The 17,629-nt window shown below is 50.9% G+C and carries 14 protein-coding genes; 8 read left to right on the plus strand and 6 right to left on the minus strand.

Annotation, left to right across the window (positions count from 1 at the left end; all coding sequences use genetic code 11):
• Positions 1 to 118: 118 nt before the first annotated feature.
• Complete coding sequence (locus tag GRF59_RS26740; protein WP_237392074.1) at positions 119 to 1,288, minus strand: FAD-dependent oxidoreductase; 1,170 nt, start codon at positions 1,286 to 1,288, stop codon at positions 119 to 121.
• A gap of 332 nt (positions 1,289 to 1,620) precedes the next feature.
• Between GRF59_RS26740 and GRF59_RS26745 the strand changes: the two genes are divergently transcribed.
• A complete protein-coding gene (locus tag GRF59_RS26745; protein ID WP_160500773.1) occupies positions 1,621 to 2,490 on the plus strand; it encodes an EamA family transporter in 870 nt (289 codons plus the stop codon).
• A gap of 244 nt (positions 2,491 to 2,734) precedes the next feature.
• On the opposite strand, the gene GRF59_RS26750 is transcribed toward GRF59_RS26745, so the two are convergent.
• Positions 2,735 to 3,691: a helix-turn-helix transcriptional regulator gene (locus GRF59_RS26750; protein WP_160500774.1), complete on the minus strand. Its 957-nt coding sequence runs from the start codon at positions 3,689 to 3,691 to the stop codon at positions 2,735 to 2,737.
• 179 nt (positions 3,692 to 3,870) lie between these two features.
• Between GRF59_RS26750 and modA the strand changes: the two genes are divergently transcribed.
• Positions 3,871 to 4,728: a molybdate ABC transporter substrate-binding protein gene (gene modA / locus GRF59_RS26755; protein WP_160500775.1), complete on the plus strand. Its 858-nt coding sequence runs from the start codon at positions 3,871 to 3,873 to the stop codon at positions 4,726 to 4,728.
• A gap of 12 nt (positions 4,729 to 4,740) precedes the next feature.
• Positions 4,741 to 5,436 carry a molybdate ABC transporter permease subunit gene (modB, locus tag GRF59_RS26760; RefSeq protein WP_237392092.1) on the plus strand — a complete coding sequence of 232 codons (696 nt, stop codon included), beginning with the start codon at positions 4,741 to 4,743 and terminating at the stop codon, positions 5,434 to 5,436.
• Positions 5,437 to 5,601: 165 nt separating this feature from the next.
• Here modB and GRF59_RS26765 read toward each other — a convergent pair whose 3' ends face one another.
• Positions 5,602 to 7,257 carry a PH domain-containing protein gene (locus GRF59_RS26765; RefSeq protein WP_237392075.1) on the minus strand — a complete coding sequence of 552 codons (1,656 nt, stop codon included), beginning with the start codon at positions 7,255 to 7,257 and terminating at the stop codon, positions 5,602 to 5,604.
• Positions 7,229 to 7,747, minus strand: a complete 519-nt coding sequence (locus tag GRF59_RS26770) for a PH domain-containing protein (RefSeq protein WP_202128900.1) — start codon at positions 7,745 to 7,747, stop codon at positions 7,229 to 7,231. The genes GRF59_RS26765 and GRF59_RS26770 overlap by 29 nt, the downstream gene beginning before the upstream one ends.
• 168 nt (positions 7,748 to 7,915) lie before the next feature.
• Between GRF59_RS26770 and GRF59_RS26775 the strand changes: the two genes are divergently transcribed.
• The 4 genes from GRF59_RS26775 to GRF59_RS26790 all read left to right on the plus strand — a co-directional run bounded on the left by GRF59_RS26775 (position 7,916) and on the right by GRF59_RS26790 (position 12,094).
• Positions 7,916 to 9,778, plus strand: coding sequence for a glycoside hydrolase family 2 protein (locus GRF59_RS26775; protein WP_160500777.1), 1,863 nt, complete (start codon positions 7,916 to 7,918; stop codon positions 9,776 to 9,778).
• A 179-nt stretch (positions 9,779 to 9,957) separates the two neighbouring features.
• Positions 9,958 to 10,215 carry a hypothetical protein gene (locus GRF59_RS26780; protein WP_160500881.1) on the plus strand — a complete coding sequence of 86 codons (258 nt, stop codon included), beginning with the start codon at positions 9,958 to 9,960 and terminating at the stop codon, positions 10,213 to 10,215.
• 101 nt (positions 10,216 to 10,316) lie between these two features.
• On the plus strand, positions 10,317 to 11,450 hold the full coding sequence (locus GRF59_RS26785) for a response regulator (RefSeq protein ID WP_160500778.1): 1,134 nt from the start codon (positions 10,317 to 10,319) through the stop codon (positions 11,448 to 11,450).
• A 329-nt stretch (positions 11,451 to 11,779) separates the two neighbouring features.
• Positions 11,780 to 12,094, plus strand: a complete 315-nt coding sequence (locus GRF59_RS26790; protein ID WP_160500779.1) for a hypothetical protein — start codon at positions 11,780 to 11,782, stop codon at positions 12,092 to 12,094.
• A gap of 115 nt (positions 12,095 to 12,209) precedes the next feature.
• On the opposite strand, the gene GRF59_RS26795 is transcribed toward GRF59_RS26790, so the two are convergent.
• Both GRF59_RS26795 and GRF59_RS29890 read right to left on the minus strand, forming a co-directional pair.
• Positions 12,210 to 15,281 carry an ATP-binding protein gene (locus tag GRF59_RS26795; protein ID WP_202128901.1) on the minus strand — a complete coding sequence of 1,024 codons (3,072 nt, stop codon included), beginning with the start codon at positions 15,279 to 15,281 and terminating at the stop codon, positions 12,210 to 12,212.
• Between the two features lie 70 nt (positions 15,282 to 15,351).
• Positions 15,352 to 16,242, minus strand: coding sequence for a LysR substrate-binding domain-containing protein (locus GRF59_RS29890; protein WP_160500780.1), 891 nt, complete (start codon positions 16,240 to 16,242; stop codon positions 15,352 to 15,354).
• A gap of 122 nt (positions 16,243 to 16,364) precedes the next feature.
• On the opposite strand from GRF59_RS29890, the gene GRF59_RS26805 reads away from it, so the two are divergent.
• Positions 16,365 to 17,573, plus strand: coding sequence for an MFS transporter (locus tag GRF59_RS26805; RefSeq protein ID WP_160500781.1), 1,209 nt, complete (start codon positions 16,365 to 16,367; stop codon positions 17,571 to 17,573).
• Positions 17,574 to 17,629 lie beyond the last annotated feature (56 nt).

Below are 17,629 nucleotides of genomic sequence, written 5' to 3' on the forward strand. Positions count from 1 at the left end.
CCAAAAAACGCAGATCCAGTGCTCCGGCCTGCGTATCTTGTTGGCTATATTCTTTCTTCAATCTCTTTCACGGCGTCAGCCGGTTGAATCAAGGCAATTCACATCAGTGGCTGCAATTTCACTGCGATTCAGTCTGCTCTTGATATTGGTTCATCAGATCCGCTAATTGGGCAGCGGCGTCGTCGGAGAACATGAGCTTCAGATTGTCGTCCGACATCCGGGCCGATACGGAGGAATATTCGACCATTTCCGCTTCATAAGCACAAACTGCCTCGTTGATATCGGGATGCCCGATTATGGCCAGCGCCAGCTCCGCGGCATCCAGCATGGCCAGGTTTACGCCTTCGCCGGCAAAAGGGGACATCAAGTGGGCAGCATCGCCGATCAGCGTGACGCCCGGTTTATGTTTCCATGTTAGGCCGACGGGCAGCATATAAATGCGTCTTGGATAGATGGCGTCTTCTGCGAAACGGATATAATCCTTCAATACGTCATACCAATCGCTGAAATATTCCAACAGCTGCCGTTTCGCTTCTTCGGGCAAACTGAATGGAATGTCGCAGGTATCCAGCCAATCCTGTTCAGCTCTGAAACTCAAATATACTTTAATACGGCCGTCTCCATTGAGCTGGGCCAGTATGGCCTTATGGTCCGCAAGAGCAAACAGCTTTCCGCGTCCGTTAAACGAAGCGAGTTCGGGATGGGCTGAGGCGGCATCAAGAACGTTCAACTCCACCATGCTAAGTCCGGTATATTCGGCTGTAGCATCTGTCAAAAGCGGACGAATGCGGGAGAAGGCGCCGTCTGCGCCAACGACGAGATGAACGGTGTCCACATGCCCGTTTTCAAAGCGAAGCTCATGCATCCCGTTATGAAGCGGAACTGCCTGAATCAATTGATGACCGTAACGAATGCATTCGGGATCAAGAGCGTTTAATAAGAGCTCGCATAGCGTACCGCGATCGATTTCGGGCCGATCCCCTTGTACGCCCTCTTCGGCCACTTCATCCATATGGAGCGTGCCGGTTTTATCGAACAGGCGGAAGTCTTCTCCTTCATAGCGGGCGATTGCTTGGAATTGGTCGTATAAACCGGCTTGCTTGAGCGCGAATTGCCCTGAATCCCCATGGATGTCGAGGGAGCCGCCTTTCTCGCGGTTGGGATCAAACGCTTCGCGTTCATACACGACGGTCTGAATGCCGTGCCGTTGCAGAATCAGGGCCAGCGTCAGTCCTCCCGGCCCTCCCCCTATAATTGCAATGCGCTGTGGTTCCTTTGATTGTGCCATTTCTGTTGTCATATGGTTAACACCTCTCGAGTTAGATTATTGTATTGGCTAGGGATAGCATACGCCGGCTATATGAACTGAATGTGAACCCCAAAACTGGCGGTTCCCGTAGCACGAGACTGATGATGTCAGGCAGTATGCTGTTTATCTATGTAGAGGTGGATGGAAGGAGGCCTTTAAAATGGCGTTCGGATATCTCATGTTTTATGGTTTTTATATGGAATGACCTTGCAGAAAGTTCTCTGCATAAGGTAACTTGAGTATACAAATGTTTACTTGCATAGCAGGCCGCTTGAAAACATAAAAAGTACATATGAAGGGGGATTGCACCCATGTGGATCGCCTATGCATTCGGCTCGGCGCTGTTCGCCGGCGTCACCTCGATCCTCGCCAAAATCGGCATCCGAAACGTGGACTCGAACCTGGCTACCGCGCTCCGGACCTGGGTAGTGCTGTTCTTTTCGTGGCTCATGGTGTTTATTGTGGGGTCGCAGGATACGATAACGGACCTGAACGGGAAAAGCTTGCTCTTCCTCGTGCTGTCGGGGTTAACGACGGGAGCTTCATGGATATGCTATTTCCGGGCGCTGCAGCTCGGGAGCGTCAATAAGGTCGTTCCGGTCGACAAGTCGAGCAACGTGCTGACGATGATACTGGCGTTTATTTTCCTCAGTGAACGGATTACATGGATCATGCTGGTTGGCATGGTGGTGATTGCGATCGGCACATATATGATGATCCAGAAGAACAAAGCGGAAAAGGCTGCTCCTGCCGAACATAAAAGCTGGCTGGTTTATGCCTGCCTGTCGGCCGTATTCGCGGCTCTGACCTCGATTCTGGGTAAGATCGGCATCGAAAACGTCGAGTCCAACCTGGGAACGGCCATCCGGACGATTGTCGTGCTGATTATGGCCTGGCTGATCGTTTTCATGCAGAAGAAGCAGGGAGAGATGAAGCGCATCGACCGGAAAAGCTGGCTGTATATTGCGTTGTCCGGTCTTGCCACAGGGCTTTCCTGGCTCTGCTTCTATAAGGCGCTCCAAGACGGCCCCGCCAGCGTGGTGGTGCCGATCGACAAGCTGAGCGTGCTGTTAACGGTGCTGTTCGCGCTCGTGTTCCTCAAGGAAAAGCTGTCGGTGAAGTCTACGATTGGACTGCTGCTGTTAACCGCGGGGACGCTGGCTTTGCTGATCAAAATGTAGGTGTGGAATGCAAAAAAAGCTCGCCGGAATGGCGGGCTTTTGACGTTCTTATAACCTGTCTGGAGAAATAAAGCAGGAAAATGAAACGAATTTTCGTTGACGGCTAAGCAGTGATCATCCAGGTTATACCGTATGGATCGGCAATTTCCAGGCATAAATGCATCACTTTGTCCCGATGTTCCTGCTGAGCGCTTACGGCTTGTCCGAACATCCCTTCCATTGGATTTAATAGATTTCGTCGTCTTCAGGTCTCGAAAAGAATCTCACCCGTGCGGGTAAGGTCGTAGCCGGCAATCGCCTGCAGTTCCTTCCGGAACCCGTCCGACCGCAAAATATCCAGCAAAGACTGAATCCACGGCAGGTTCTCTGCCGTTTTCAGCATGACGAGGTCGTAGCGTTCTTCGATCAGCGGGATAAAATCCACCTGGCCGACGATCGCCGCGGCTTTTTCGATGCCGACGCCGACATCGGCTTCGCCCGAGGCCACTTTGGCAGCCACCCCGATGTGGTTCGTCTGCTCCAGCTCATATCCGGTCAGCTGCTGCGGTGTAATCCCGTGCAGGCGAAGCTGCTCGTCCAGCAGGACGCGGGCGCCGGAGCCTTTTTCACGGTTCATGAAGCGCAGGCCGGGACGGCTCAGGTCTGACCATGCCTCAAGCCCGAAGGGATTGCCCTTCTGCACGTATAGTCCGGCATTTCGGGACAGCAGATTGACAACCACATACGATGATCCGACCAAAAGTTTACGGATGTAGGGGAGGTTGTATTCGCCCGTATCTCCATCCAGCAGATGGGTGCTGACGATGTCCGATTCGCCGCGGTACATTGAGATCAGGCTGTCGAGGCTGCCGACGTACGCGCGGAGGGGCCGGATGCCGGAGATGCTTTTTTCCATGTATTTGACCAAAATATCCAGACTAATGTCCTGTCCCGTGACGACGATGGGGCGCATGCCGCTTGCAACCGCGCTTAAATGAGGGCGATCCGTTGCCGGGACGGCCTGAGGAACTGGCAGCGGCGCGGCTTGCTTGCCTTTTGCACGCTGTTTATAGGCTTCGAAATCCGCAGCATCGACGCGCATCTGCTTGCCGACACGATAGGATGGAAGCTCTCCCTTCTTGATCAGGTCGTAGACCGTGAGCTTGGAGATTTTCAGCATTTTGGCAATTTCTTCGGTAGTATAGGAAACATCGCTGGACATTCGGAATCCTCCTCATTCAAAAAAACAATCCGTTCTTTCAAGTTTTTACTATTCTTTATTGTAGCATAATTGAATGTGAAAGTTTTTTGAAGCAGGTTTACAAGCCCAAAACAATCTAGGTATAATTTAATATTATTTATATCTAATTATAACTAAACATAACATTGGGGGAAGTTTTCATGCGTTTTAAAAGCAAAAATAAAGTGATTTTGTATGCTTTGGTTGTCATGATGCTGGCCTTCGCTGCCGGCTGCGGGAACAGCTCCGACACGAAAACGGACAGTAATGCGACCAACGCGAGTACAGCGGATACGAATGCCTCGAAGGTCGCGCCTGCAGAATTGGTTGATCTGACCATCTCCGCGGCTGCAAGCATGACCGATGCATTGAATGAGATCAAGACAGCCTATGAACAAGCCAATCCGAATATCAAGCTAAGCTTTAACTATGGGGGTTCCGGTGCACTGCAAAAGCAGATCGAGCAGGGGGCTCCGGCGGATCTGTTCCTGTCGGCAGCGGTCAAGAACATGAAGCCTCTCGTTGAGCAGAACCTGATCGAAGAAGGCAAGGAGAAGACATTACTGAAAAATGAGCTGGTGGCCGTTGTGCCGGCGGATGCCAAGGCTTCTGTCGCGAACATGGGAGACCTGAGCCAGGCCGACGTGAAAAAAGTAGCGATCGGCATTCCGGAAAGCGTTCCGGCGGGGAATTATGCCAAGGAGGCACTGACGAACGCCAAGCTGTGGGACCCGCTGCAACCGAAAATGGTTCAAGCCAAGGATGTGCGTCAAGTGCTGCAATATGTGGAGACGGGGAATGCCGATGCCGGATTCGTGTATAAAACGGATGCCCTGACTTCGTCCAAAGTGAAAATTGCGTTTAACGTAGACCCGGCTTCGTATTCGGCTGTCGAATATCCGATCGGCATCGTGAAGGCGACGAAGCATGCCAAAGAAGCGGAGGATTTTTACAATTACCTGCAATCTCAGCCGGCGATGGATGTGTTCACGAAGTATGGTTTTACTGTCGCGGAGTAAAAGGATGTGTCAATGATGAACGGGCATGATTTTTGGTCGCCTGTTAGAATTTCTTTGCAGGTCTCGCTGCTGTCCGGCATCGTGGTGCTCATTCTCGGCGTCGCAGCGGCCAGGTGGATGTCCAAACGGAAATTCAAGGGGAAAATCATGCTGGAAACCGCATTATTGCTTCCGCTTGTGCTTCCGCCAACGGTCGTCGGTTTTCTGCTCCTCGTTGTTCTGGGCCGGAAAAGCTGGGTCGGGCAAGCCATCGAATGGCTGTTTAACGCACCTGTAATCTTTTCTTGGTGGGCAGCCGTGATCGCTTCGGTAGTGGTATCCTTCCCGCTGGTATACCAGACGATGAAAAACGGCTTTGCTACCGTTGATCCGGAGATCGAGAACGCCGCACGAGCCAGCGGAGCGAATGAGTGGCAAGTATTCCGGTACATTACTCTTCCGATGACCTTCCACTCCCTGGGCACGGCATTCATTTTGGGCTTTGCGCGGGGACTCGGCGAATTCGGTGCGACCTTGATGATCGCGGGGAACATTCCGGGCAAAACCCAGACGATCCCGACAGCCATTTACGTGGCGGTGGATGCGGGCAATATGGGCATGGCTTGGGCGTGGACCGGCGCCATTATCATTATTTCATTCTTGATGCTGCTGCTGACCGGCAGCAGGAACACGGTACATGAAGCCTCTTCGGCTGTGAAAGCCAAATAGGTGAGAACGAAACAATACCATTCGATGCATAGAAGAAGCGAGGGCCGCAGGCCTCTCGCTTTTTGTTTTTCCTGAACAATTTCATGCTTGTTTAGATTTGGTATATACCCGGATTTCTCACGGTTTGCATGTGCCTGTCCCTGTGCGCGTTCCAATCCGCCTCATTCATTCGGAATTGTTCGGGCGCAGACGGAACCAATGCCAGATCTCTTCCACATCGGATTGTTCCAAATGGCTCAGCGACTGATTATATTGACTTGCGATCAGGCTCACTTTAAAGGAACGCAGGTTTCGTCTTTTCTGCCGCCGTGTCGCGGTGACCTGAAGTGCAACGACCTGCGGACGCCGGACATATCGGGTAATGCGGGAAATGGTCCGGCTGCGCATCGTAAGCTGCTTCTCCCGGAGGGCGAAGCCCCTGTCCCGGTAAGACAGCGCCGTCCACAAGATAGACAAGGGGAGCAGCAGCAGGGACCATAAGCCCGGCATTTTGAAATAACCAATGCAAATAGCACACACGGCGGCTGTTAGCGCCACATCGAGCTGCAGGGTCATCCATAAAGCGCGCCGCGGCGATTTGCGGTCGGCCGTTTCCGCCTTGAACTGCGGTACGATCTGTTCCAGAAGTTTCCCGACCTGCTTCATCGGAAGCATGGGATGCAGCATCAGATGTTTCTCGGACTCCGATGTAAGAACATGCAGCTTCACCTCTGCGTAGCCGAAGGGCTGGCGCAACAGACCTTCCTTGACCGAGACGGCCTGCACGCGCTTCGGCGAGAAAAATAGCTGTTTGCGGTCTAACAGTCCGGACGTGACGGCGATCTGTTTGCCCACGCGTTCAACCTTGAAGCCTGCGTATTTGACCGTGAACAAGATGCCCGACAAAATCCAGGCCAGTACAATCGCAACCGGAACGATGGCGAACCAGCCGCCAGGCAGCCAGCTTCCGGCTTCCCAAAACAGCCTCGCATACAGCTTATCGGGCAGAATGTCGTCCGCAACCGAGAATACGCCTGCTGCAAAGGCAAATGCCAACGACAGATTAAACGAAGTCAGCGCCGCGATGAACAGTCTTCCGGGCGAAAGCGTCAGAAGTACGCTGCGTTCTTCGACTGGCAGGGTCACGGAGGGGCTTGGCTGCAATTGCAGCGCCGATGGAATATTTGTCGCAGCGTCAGCATTTGACTTGGCCGGACTCCCCTCCGGCTTTCCGATGGCTGATATCGGGTTGTCCCCAAGGTGGGAACCATTCATGTATATTTGCTTCGCAGATTCCTGCTCCTGTAGCACGATATTTGCCATATCCGGTGCTGCTTCGGGATTCCTTACCTCGCTTGGTGCGGTGCGTTCCCGCAGCCATTGCTGCAGACGAAGCGCTTCGCTGGAGGATACGGCGGGAAGTCTGCCCCCGTCTTCATCGGATTTGCCCGGCGTGTCCAGCTTGACTTGGGTTAGTCCGAGGATCCGCTGCACGAAAGGCTGCTCCATGTTCATGGAATGAATCCTTCCGGTGTAGATCGACAGCTCCTCCCGGAAGATCACTCCTCGCCTAATGACGATCCGGTCATCCGACAGCCGGTAGACAAATCGGTTCCACTGCAGCCATCCGTACAAGAGAAGGAGCGCAATACCCGTGATAACGGCGACGATCATCCAGGGAAGCACAGCCGGCGTTATGGTTTTGCCTCCGAATATTTTATATGAGAATAGGATAATTACGGGAAGAAGAGCCTTCAGACTGTTGATCAGCGGGAAAACGATGTACAGCTTGTGAAGACGGTGCTCCAGCAGTTCATTCATCATGCTCCACCACTTTCGCAAGCTCGCCGATGCGCTGTTTCAGGCTCTCTGCTTCGCGAAGTTCCAGAGCTTTAATAACATGGCTCGTGGCGGCCGTGACCACCTTCACCTCTGCCAGGTTGTATTTGCGCAGCAGCGGACCCCGCTCTAGCTCCACATGTTGTACGCGGGTCATCGGCACGATGATGTCTTTATACCAAATCCATCCGGATTTTATTTCCAGATCCTCTTCTGATACACGGAAGCCGAACATCCGGTAGGCAATCCCTGGTGAAACCCAGGTATACCAGATGAGAAGCAATATACTTAAGGCAAGCGCGATCCAGCCCGGCAGCACAGTCCAGTGCCTCCATGCAGCGAAAACAACATATGCAGTGGAGACGGCGATGAATATCAAGCCCATGATGAACCCAACCATGCGCGATACTTTCACGGAGTCCGGGTGGCAGCGCCGCATCAAATCCATTCTCTGGTCGATTTTTCTAACCCCCTCAAGGTGAAGTGCTTTCATTTTATTATATTGTATCATGGCTGCTTAAACTTTCTCTTACAGCAATTCTTAACATCCGCTGAACAGGCATCCCCTTCCGGTTTCTCTGAATCTTTCATATTCGAAAGTCAATTTTACGTATAAAATGGTGATATAATCCAGCTGTTAGAAGCAATGAGGAGGCGGGCCATGGAAGAGAGGCACAACCAGACATGGAGCCCTGTAGAGGGCAAGCTGATGACCCGGTGGGCGCATGAAGTAAATCCTGAAAATGTCCTTCCCGAATACCCGCGGCCGCAGATGGTCAGGGAGCAGTGGATGAACTTGAACGGATTATGGGAATACGCGATCTGCCCTGTTCAGGACAATCCGGCGTCGTATGACGGATATATTCTGGTTCCATTCCCGGTGGAATCCTCTCTGTCAGGGGTGGGCCAGCCGCTTGAGCCGGATCAGCGTTTATGGTACCGGAGAGCGTTTCTTATACCGGAGAACTGGCAGGGCCAGCGCCTGCTTCTGCATTTTGGCGCGGTAGACTGGAAGACGGAGGTATGGGTTAACGGATACCGGGCAGGAGAACATATCGGGGGTTATTGCCCGTTTACGCTCGAAATCACGGACTGCTTGAACGATGGAGATAATGAACTCGTCGTCATCGTATGGGACCCGACCGAAACGCATGGGCAGGAGCGGGGGAAGCAGACGCTGCAGCCCAAAGGGCTATTTTACACAGCCGTGTCCGGCATCTGGCAGACCGTTTGGCTGGAGCCGGTTCCGCAGAACTTCATCCATTCTTTTCGCCTCATGCCTGACATCGGTCAGCAAGAGCTTCACATACATATGGAAATTCAGGATTCAACCTGCAGCAGCACGATCTATGAAGCAGCCGCATATGAAAAGGGAATCCGGATTGCATACGGCCGGTGCGGACCGGGAGACACGCTGAAGCTGCCTATCCGAAATCCGCGGCTTTGGAGCCCGGAGGACCCCTTTTTATACGACCTGACCATCCAGCTGGTGGAGAACGGCCAGCCAGTGGATACCGTGGAGAGCTATTTCGGCATGCGTTCATTCCGAGTCGAGAAGGATCATCAGGGTATCCCCAGGCTGTGCCTGAACGGCCAGCCCGTATTCCAGCATGGCATTCTGGATCAGGGATATTGGCCGGACGGACTCTACACCGCCCCGACGGATGAGGCCTTGGCTTACGATATCATCATGACCAAGAAACTGGGCTTCAACATGACCCGCAAACATATCAAAGTTGAGCCTGCCCGCTGGTACTACCACTGCGACCGGCTGGGTCTGATCGTCTGGCAGGACATGATCAACGGCGGCGGAGGTTGGAATCACTGGCATCATATTATCTTGCCGAACCTTTTCGGGGCGTTCAAGGTGAAGGATGATAAATACAAATCCTTGGGGCGGGAGGATCCAGCCAACCGGGAACAGTATCGTCAAGAGCTGAAAGAAATGGTGGATACGCTGTACAACGTCCCGAGCATCGGGATGTGGGTACCATTTAATGAAGCCTGGGGACAATTCGATGCCGCCGAGACGGCTGAATGGCTTATGACTTACGATCCATCGCGTCCTGTCGACCACGCCAGCGGCTGGCATGATCAGGAGGTTGGCCAGATGAAGAGCGTTCACATCTACTTCCGCAAGCTTCGCATGCCAAACCGTATTAAAGGTCGGGCCGTCGTGATCTCTGAATATGGAGGCTACAGCCTGCTTGCGAAGGGTCATGTCTGGCAGGAAGGGAAGGAAGTCGGATACAAGAGATGCAGATCGCAGGAGGAACTGACCACTGCCTATGGCAAGCTGATCCGTACGCAGCTGATGCCGCTCATCGCCAAAGGCGTTTGTGCCGCTGTATATACGCAGTTGACGGATGTGGAGACCGAGATCAACGGGCTGATGACCTATGACCGTGAAGTCGTAAAGCTGGATCCGGAATGGTTGATAAAGCTTCATCGGGAGCTGCTGTCCGATTGTGACCCAGGTTATTCATGCTTTGATTATGAAAGGCGCAGGGTTCATAAAGTATAGAAGGAAGGGGGGGCGAAAGCCCTCTTTTTTTTGATTCGGAGGGTGCGATGTTCAGAATATATTCAGAGCTTTGTGCTTTAATCATAGTAGTAAGTCTTTGGAAATTGGGGATATCGTAAGCCGTGCCAGACTCGGTGATCCGGGTTTGGCAATGAAGAATGAAGTGTGTGGTGAATGATATGGTTTTATCGGACAAACAACAGGAAGCGCTGGAGATGGCGCAAAAACACGGCGGAAAGCTCATGCGCTGGAAGCAAGGCGGATATTGGACGTACCTGGAGGCGATTCAGGAACGAGTGTACCCTTCACAGGAGGCTTTAGACCTCGAATGGTACTGCACGACGAATACCATATTTGCCTTGGTCCGGCGAGGATATATGATGATGGACGATTGGGAACACTGTTCGGTCATCCCGGGTATGCATACCGAGAATTAAGTTTGTTCATGAAAGATGCTAGAAGTGTATATTCCTTGAGACTCTTTGTTGCTAAAATAATGATGAGGGTAGGCAATGAAACTCAGGGGGAGAGAAAGGCTTTGAAGACCATAATCGTCGACGATGAAAACCTGGCATTGCGGAAAATGGAAAGGCTCCTGCAGTCGCAGGACGGCTTCAATGTGAATGTGGAGCTGATCGGAGCATTTCAGAGTTCCCGCAGCGCATTGGCTATTGCGGCCGAAAAGGCACCGGATCTTGCCTTTTTGGATATTGAAATGCCCGAGATGAGCGGTTTTGAATTGGCGGAACGTCTAATGGAACTGCATCCTTCCATGCAGATCGTTTTCGTTACCGCCTATCAGGATTTTGCGGTAAGGGCGTTTGAGATCAATGCTCTGGACTATTTGCTTAAGCCTGTACATGCCTCTAGACTGGCCGTGACCATGAATAGGGTATCGCAGTCTTCGTCCGCCGGACCGTGTCAATCCGCATCGCTCTGCTGTTTGCGGAGCCTGCATTTTATAGACCAACATCAGGAAGCGCAGTCCTTTCCATGGAAAACGCTGAAGGCACCCGAATTATTCGCTTATCTGATCTATTACCGCGGCAAGACGGTGAGCAAACAAACGCTGATGGATCTCCTCTGGCCGGACCATGACATTAAAAAAGCGACGACCCAGCTCCATACCGCCATCTACCAAATCCGCAGAATGATCAAAACCTACGAATTGGATATTAAAATTAAATATCAGGATGAGGGTTACCGTCTCGAATGGGGGAGCGTTACGTTGGATGCCGAGGAATGGGAAACCAGCTTACGCGAAGCTCCGGCTGTTATGCCGGGGACGCTTGATATGCACATGGCGATCATGGATAAGTACACGGGGGATTTTCTGGAGGAACACAGATATACGTGGGCGGAGCCCGAACAGGAGCGTCTGCGTCTGCTCTGGCTGGATCATGCCAAAGAAATTGCAGAATGCCGGTTTGAGTCGGCGCAGTATTCAGAGGCGATCGGAATGTATCAGAAAATGATCGAAAAGCTGCCTTATATCGAAGAGGGATATGCAGGCCTGATGAGGGTATACGCAATGCTTCACCATCCGGGTGAGGTTAGGCGGGTTTTTCAAATGTTGGAGGAATCCCTTCTTCTGGAATACGGCATGTCCCCAAGCAAGGAGCTCATCGAATGGTACCGGAAGTGGGAACGGGAGAATTCCTTCATTTCATAGATTAGAGATTGGCAATTAGCGGGAACCATGCTGCTGAAAACAGGGGAAGACCGTTATCTTACGCTAGAACAAGAACAAACACGTACAAGAAGTCGCATGCAGGCGGCTTTTTTGTTTTCAAGATATAATGCTTGTCCCTGTAGCGGTAGACATTCTGAAGCAGGGCAATCATAAGTTGTAACAGCCTGCTCGCTTTATTAATATCCGGCGATTTGATAAAATATGGATAATCAGAGAGTTTCGTCAAGTTCTTCTTTGAGTTTCAGCGGAAATTTTTGTCTTACATTTGCGGGTCTTGAGGTGGAAATTTATATATAGGAGGTATTTACATGCATGTAGAGCGCGGTAGACTGGCATTGGATAATAAAAATGATCCTCCTATCAAAAAAGAATTGCAAGAAATTCAAGAATACATTGTTAAAGAGTTCAACAGGATCGATAAACAGTATACCGGAAACAACAATAAAATTTTAAAAAGAAAAGTTGCACACAGGGTAGCCCTCATGGTATCGGATATCGATTATAAACAATTAAGTATAAAAACCTTAGATCAATTGTTTAGCCAGTTTGACATGACTTTTAAGAAAGCGATGGATCTTTTGGAGGGGGATTATGATAAGAAACGGATCGCTTTATTTGGGTAAGTCAGAATCAGTGTCTTATGAGGTGCAAATCGCCTGAATATGAGTAATACATAAAAATAGAAATAGTAGATGAACATAAAACCCAGCCCGCTGATACAGCGGCTGGGTTTTATGTTCATCTCGGAATTTCGAAGGTAATGATGGTTCCCTCACCAAGTTGGCTTTCGATCTGGAGTCCCTTGCCGTAAAGTTGCCTCAAGCGCCGATCGGTATTACGAAGACCGATGCCCTGTCGACCTTTCGATTGATGCAGATGATTCAGATGATTCAGAAGCTGGTGCATCTGGTCATGATCCATTCCGGGTCCATTGTCGGCGATGGTGACAAAGATACAGTCTTTCCGGCTCATCATCTGGATATATACCGTTCCTCCATGGGCTCGTCGGAGTGCCCCGTGCTTTACGGCATTTTCCACGAGCGGCTGGATGGTCAGCGGCGGCAGCTGGGCATGAATATCCGGACCTTGGTTCCAAACGATGTTCAGTCGTTCTCCAAACCGTTCCTGCTCGATGTATAGGTAGGAGCGGACAAGCTCGAGCTCATGCTCCAGCGATACGAGCTGGCCGGCATTTAACGAATCGAAGCTAAGTCTCAAATACGTGCTGAAGGCGTCGATCAGGTCATTCATTTTTCCGGTATCGATGTCGCTAAGAGCCGTGATGGAATTCAGTGTATTGAACAGGAAATGCGGCTGGATCTGGGCCTGAAGATACGCTGCCTCCATGCGAAGCCGCTCATGTACGGATTGCTTCAAATCGGTGAGAGCCCGTACTCTGGACCTGAGCTCCAGGGCATCGACCGGTTTGGTGACATAATCACTGGCCCCTGCCAGAAAGCCGGCATACATGTCCTCAGGACGGCTTCGTGCAGTCAGGAGCAGAACGGGAAGCTCGGATAGGGAAAAGCGCTCCCGGACGAGCCGTGTCAGCTCATAACCCGAAATCTGCGGCATCATCACATCGGCAATCACCAAATCCCAGGATGACGACTGCAGCAGCTCCAGCGCCTCTTGCGTGCTTGTTGTTCTGACGATCTCGTACTGCTCCGACAACAGGTCACCGAGAATCTTCAGATTCATAGAATCATCGTCCACTGCCAGAATTCTCGGTCTGTCAGAAGGGAGAATACGGGCGACGACAGGCTGCGCTTCAGGAAATTCGCGGGCCGCAGCCGCGTAGCTCCCATGAATTGAAGCAGTACCAGTCAGCAGTGAATCCCCGTCATCTGACTCATCAGAGAGAGGAAGATTAAAGGTGAATACCGAGCCTTCTCCAGGAGCGGATTTTACGCTCAGCACCCCGCCGTGCAGTTGTACCATTTGCTGACAAATACTCAGTCCGAGGCCGAGGCCGCTTGCCGAGGAGTTAGTCCGCAGGCTTCCCTGCTCATAGGGCAGAAAGGCTTTTTGCTGCAGCTCCTCATCCATTCCCGCGCCCGTGTCCGACACATGTATCCAAGCTTGACCGTCACGAATCTCTGCTTGGACGGAAATGCTGCCTTCTTCCGTAAACTTCACCGCATTATGGACCAAGTTGAACAGAATCTGGACAAGCCGGGTTTCATCCGCCAACACAAACGGAAATGCTTCAGGAATATCGATGCGGAGCCGTACCTTTTTTCCTTCCGTCAAGAATTGCAGCATATCCAGCACGCCCGATGCGACCGCTTGAATCCGGATGCTGCCGAGGTGAAGTTTGATTCTTCCTTCCCGGAGCTGGGTCAGATCAAGCAAATCATTCAGCATCAGCGTCATGCGGCGTCCGACCGTAATCAGCAGCTGCAGATTTTGCGCGCTTTGAGAGTTCAGCTGCTTGTGATTTACCTCCAGCACGTTCTGCGCAATGTTCATCATGCCGTGAAGCGGCGTTCTCAGCTCATGCGATGTGCTCGCGAGGAATTCATCCTTCATTTTATCGGATTTCTGGAGCTGCACGGCCAATCTGGAGGTTTCGTTGTACGTGTTAATAAACTGCTTGAAACAATAAGCGCCAAATGTGATGAAAGCAACGATGAGATCCACGGGATAATACACTTTCTCAAACCATTCCGCCGATTGGACGATTCCCCAAATCACGTTGTTTGCGAGCGCGGAGGTGATCAGAACCAAGTAAATAGCATCTCGTTTATTGAGCATGGCTTGACGGATTGAGGCTGCGAAGGCGACGAGGAACGGAAAGAGATATATGCAATAAAGAAAATATCTGGCCTGAATAATGACTTGGACAGGTGCCAGCAAGCCTAGAACGGCATGCAAAGTTCCGACGATGATGAAGAGATTGAAAATTCTATGATAACGGTAAGCCGGGAGCAATTGCTTGATAGCCAAAAGCAGGAATAGCGCAACGGAGTCGTAGGCCAAGCGGTAGATGTGAATGCTGGCTTCATAACTCATGGGCATCCATACGAAGAGAAGCTGGCTGTCATCGACCAAGGTCATGACGATCGCACTGAAGACGGCAAGCATGAAGTAAATCAGGAATCTCTGCGGAAAGCCGCTGATGTAGAGAATGAAAGCATAGATGAGATGAATGGCAAAAATGGAGCACACCAGGAGCTGCATGCTGATCGTGAACAGCTGTGAGAAGTTTACCTTTTTATCAAATCCGAATTTGATCGGCTGGAAGATGCCTCCTTCACGGGGGTTATCGAAATTCGCCACATGCAGCATCAGATCAATTTCGCTTTTGTCCGTCGAAAAATACACGGTATACGGAACGACGCGAGCCTGATATGTTTTTTTATCCGCCGCGGGTTCACCCATTTTTTTCAGAGAGCGTCCGTTGACGAACACCTCGGAGGAGGTAGCTATTTTAGCTATTTGCAGGCCGAAGGATTGCTGCTCGTCCGGATGAATACGGATCCGCAGACGATACGTACCATAGCCGTATGTATTTGTACCGGAAGATAGCGACTTATTCCAGCTGCCGGGAACCTGTATATACTCCTGCGGGGAAGGCGGCACTTGCCGGGATGAGTCCGCATCCAGAAGCTGATTCGGATAGAATTCCCACTCGCCGTCGAGCGGTATGGAGCGGCTTTCCGCGAAGTTCCAACTTCGTAAATCCAGTTCGCCGCGTACGGCAACCGGATGTGCAGGCGAAGCATTGCAGGACAACCAGACAATGCGGATCAGGGAGAGCACCAGTATAAACAAGCCGGAAACCCATAGTATATGTTTTATCTTCATAATCTTTCTTTCTTTTTGCTTGTAATGGATGCTGCTTTATTCTAAATATAGTCGGAGTTGTCCGGGGAAATCAATCATTTCCAGGTGTCAGGTTTTCTTCGATCACATAGGACCGAAATAACTCGGCAGATGGGGATAAGGGATTTCCATGCAACCAGGCGAGTCCGATCTCCCGGTAACAATAGGGCTCAGAGATGGGGATTTTTTTGATTTTGTCTGAACTGACTCCGTGGAAGGAGGGGATCAAAGTCACTCCAAGTCCCGCGGACACAAGTCCGGCCAAGGTGGATACGTCTTCACCCTCAAATGTGACGAGAGGTGTAAATCCGGCTTGTCCGCAAAAACCATTGATCAGCTTTCTCATTCCGAGGCCTTCCTTGAAGCCGATAAAATGTTCTTTAGACAGTTCGCTCAGCGCCACTTGGGTTCTTGCGGCCAAACGGTGGCCGGCAGGTACATAAAGATACAATTCCTCTTTGAATAACGGGTACCAGGTGACCTCCGGATAGGGATCGAAAGAGCTGATCAGGCATAGATCGATTTCTCTGTGAAGAAGCTTTTGAAGGCTGGTGAATATGTTGCTCTGATGGAGCTGAATGTCCACCAAAGGATATCGTTGATGAAACCTGCGGATCATTTCAGGCAATACGGATATGCCCAGGGTTTGTAGAAAGGACAGGGCAACCGTGCCTGTATAAGGATTTTTCAACTGGTTGATTTCTTGGACGCCAATCGAAATCTCGTTCAGTCCATTCTCGACCCGTTTTAAAAACAGCTTCCCGAAATGATTCAGCTGAACGGAGCGGCCTATGCGGTCAAAAAGGCTGACCCCAAGTTCCTCCTCCAGTTTGGAAATCGAACGGCTGAGGGCAGGCTGAGAAATGGCCAGCTGCTCGGCGGCCTTTCTAAAGTGCTCGGTTCTTGCGACGATACGAAAATATTCAAGCTGCTGCCATTCCACGATTACGACCTCTCTTCATTTTCGATAACAAAAAGGTATCAGTTCTATAATCATAACACATTGGACGTTATCGTTATGTGCGGATTACACTTACGTAGGATCAACAACGAGGAGAGATTTTCATGGAATATATTGAACGGGGTACCCCTGCGTATCGGCGGACCTTTCTCAGCATGCTGCTGGGAAGCACGGTGACCTTTGCTATTTTGTATGGCCCGCAAACTTTAATCCACACGTTTTCAGAAGAATTTAACATTAATCCGTCGACCGCAAGCTTGACGATTTCCTGCGCAACGGTTGCGCTGGCTGTCAGCATGCTGTTTATTACGGTGTTCTCGAATGCTTGGGGCCGGAAAAAAATCATGGGTCTTTCTTTACTTCTGGCGTCGCTACTCAGCATCCTGATTGCTTTCAGCCCTGATTTTAAAACCCTGATTATGCTGCGGATTGTGCAGGGAGTGGCAATGAGCGGATTTCCAGCCATCGCGATGACCTATTTGGGCGAGGAAATCTCTGCAAGCAATATCGGAAGAATCATGGGAATTTATGTAGGCGGATCTGCTTTTGGAGGATTTGTCGGAAGAGTCATCATCAGTACATTAACGGATTTGTTTTCGTGGAACATCGCTATTTTGGTATTGGGAATATTCAGTTTAATATGCAGCCTGCTGTTCTGGATTTACTTGCCTGAATCCAAAAACTTCACGAAAATCAGCCTTTCATTCGCTAACTGGGCCACAGGAATCGTAAGCGGACTGAAGAACAAAAACCTGTCTTACATTTATGGCATGGGTTTTCTGCTGCTTGGCGTCTATGTGGCATTATTCAACTATATTAGCTTCCCGTTATCGAAACCGCCTTATCATCTCAGTCAAACCGTGATCGGTTTTCTGTTTGTTTTTCAATTGGCCGGTTCGGTGGGCTCTTATCTCTTCGGCAGGCTGACAGAAAGGTATTCGCGTTCGCGGCTGATGAGCTGTGCTATTCTCATGGCTTTTGTCGGTGCCTTGATGACATTATCAGGTCATCTTGTCCTTCTGATTATCGGACTCATGCTGTTCGCATCCGGGTTCCTTGCCGCTCATAGTGTGGCCAGCGGATGGATCAGTCTGGTTGCCGGCCCGCGTTCGAAAGCGTATGCTTCATCATTGTACCTGCTGTTTTATTACACCGGATCGAGCCTCATCGGCTGGACTGGGGGGGTGTTCTTAAGCCGCTGGGGGTGGAGCGGTGTAATCTTGATGATATGCTGCTTGTTAATCTGTTCCATTCTGCTCGTCATAGGCGTTAACCGATCGCTCCGTAGAGAGCAGGGGGAAATCCCGGTCTAACCCATCACCAGATGCGACATCATACGGAGTTTCACCATTTCAGAAACAGAAGGTCT

The organism is Paenibacillus dendrobii (assembly GCF_009807035.1).
GTDB classification, from domain to species: domain Bacteria; phylum Bacillota; class Bacilli; order Paenibacillales; family Paenibacillaceae; genus Paenibacillus_AQ; species Paenibacillus_AQ dendrobii.

Bases quoted from the DNA above. Each gene is read 5' to 3' on its own strand.
- GRF59_RS26740 (WP_237392074.1), bottom strand. From the start codon at position 1,288: ATGGCACAATCAAAGGAACCACAGCGCATTGCAATTATAGGGGGAGGG.
- GRF59_RS26745 (WP_160500773.1), top strand. From the start codon at position 1,621: ATGTGGATCGCCTATGCATTCGGCTCGGCGCTGTTCGCCGGCGTCACC.
- GRF59_RS26750 (WP_160500774.1), bottom strand. From the start codon at position 3,691: ATGTCCAGCGATGTTTCCTATACTACCGAAGAAATTGCCAAAATGCTG.
- modA (WP_160500775.1), top strand. From the start codon at position 3,871: ATGCGTTTTAAAAGCAAAAATAAAGTGATTTTGTATGCTTTGGTTGTC.
- modB (WP_237392092.1), top strand. From the start codon at position 4,741: ATGATGAACGGGCATGATTTTTGGTCGCCTGTTAGAATTTCTTTGCAG.
- GRF59_RS26770 (WP_202128900.1), bottom strand. From the start codon at position 7,747: ATGAAAGCACTTCACCTTGAGGGGGTTAGAAAAATCGACCAGAGAATG.
- GRF59_RS26775 (WP_160500777.1), top strand. From the start codon at position 7,916: ATGGAAGAGAGGCACAACCAGACATGGAGCCCTGTAGAGGGCAAGCTG.
- GRF59_RS26780 (WP_160500881.1), top strand. From the start codon at position 9,958: ATGGTTTTATCGGACAAACAACAGGAAGCGCTGGAGATGGCGCAAAAA.
- GRF59_RS26790 (WP_160500779.1), top strand. From the start codon at position 11,780: ATGCATGTAGAGCGCGGTAGACTGGCATTGGATAATAAAAATGATCCT.
- GRF59_RS26795 (WP_202128901.1), bottom strand. From the start codon at position 15,281: ATGAAGATAAAACATATACTATGGGTTTCCGGCTTGTTTATACTGGTG.
- GRF59_RS26805 (WP_160500781.1), top strand. From the start codon at position 16,365: ATGGAATATATTGAACGGGGTACCCCTGCGTATCGGCGGACCTTTCTC.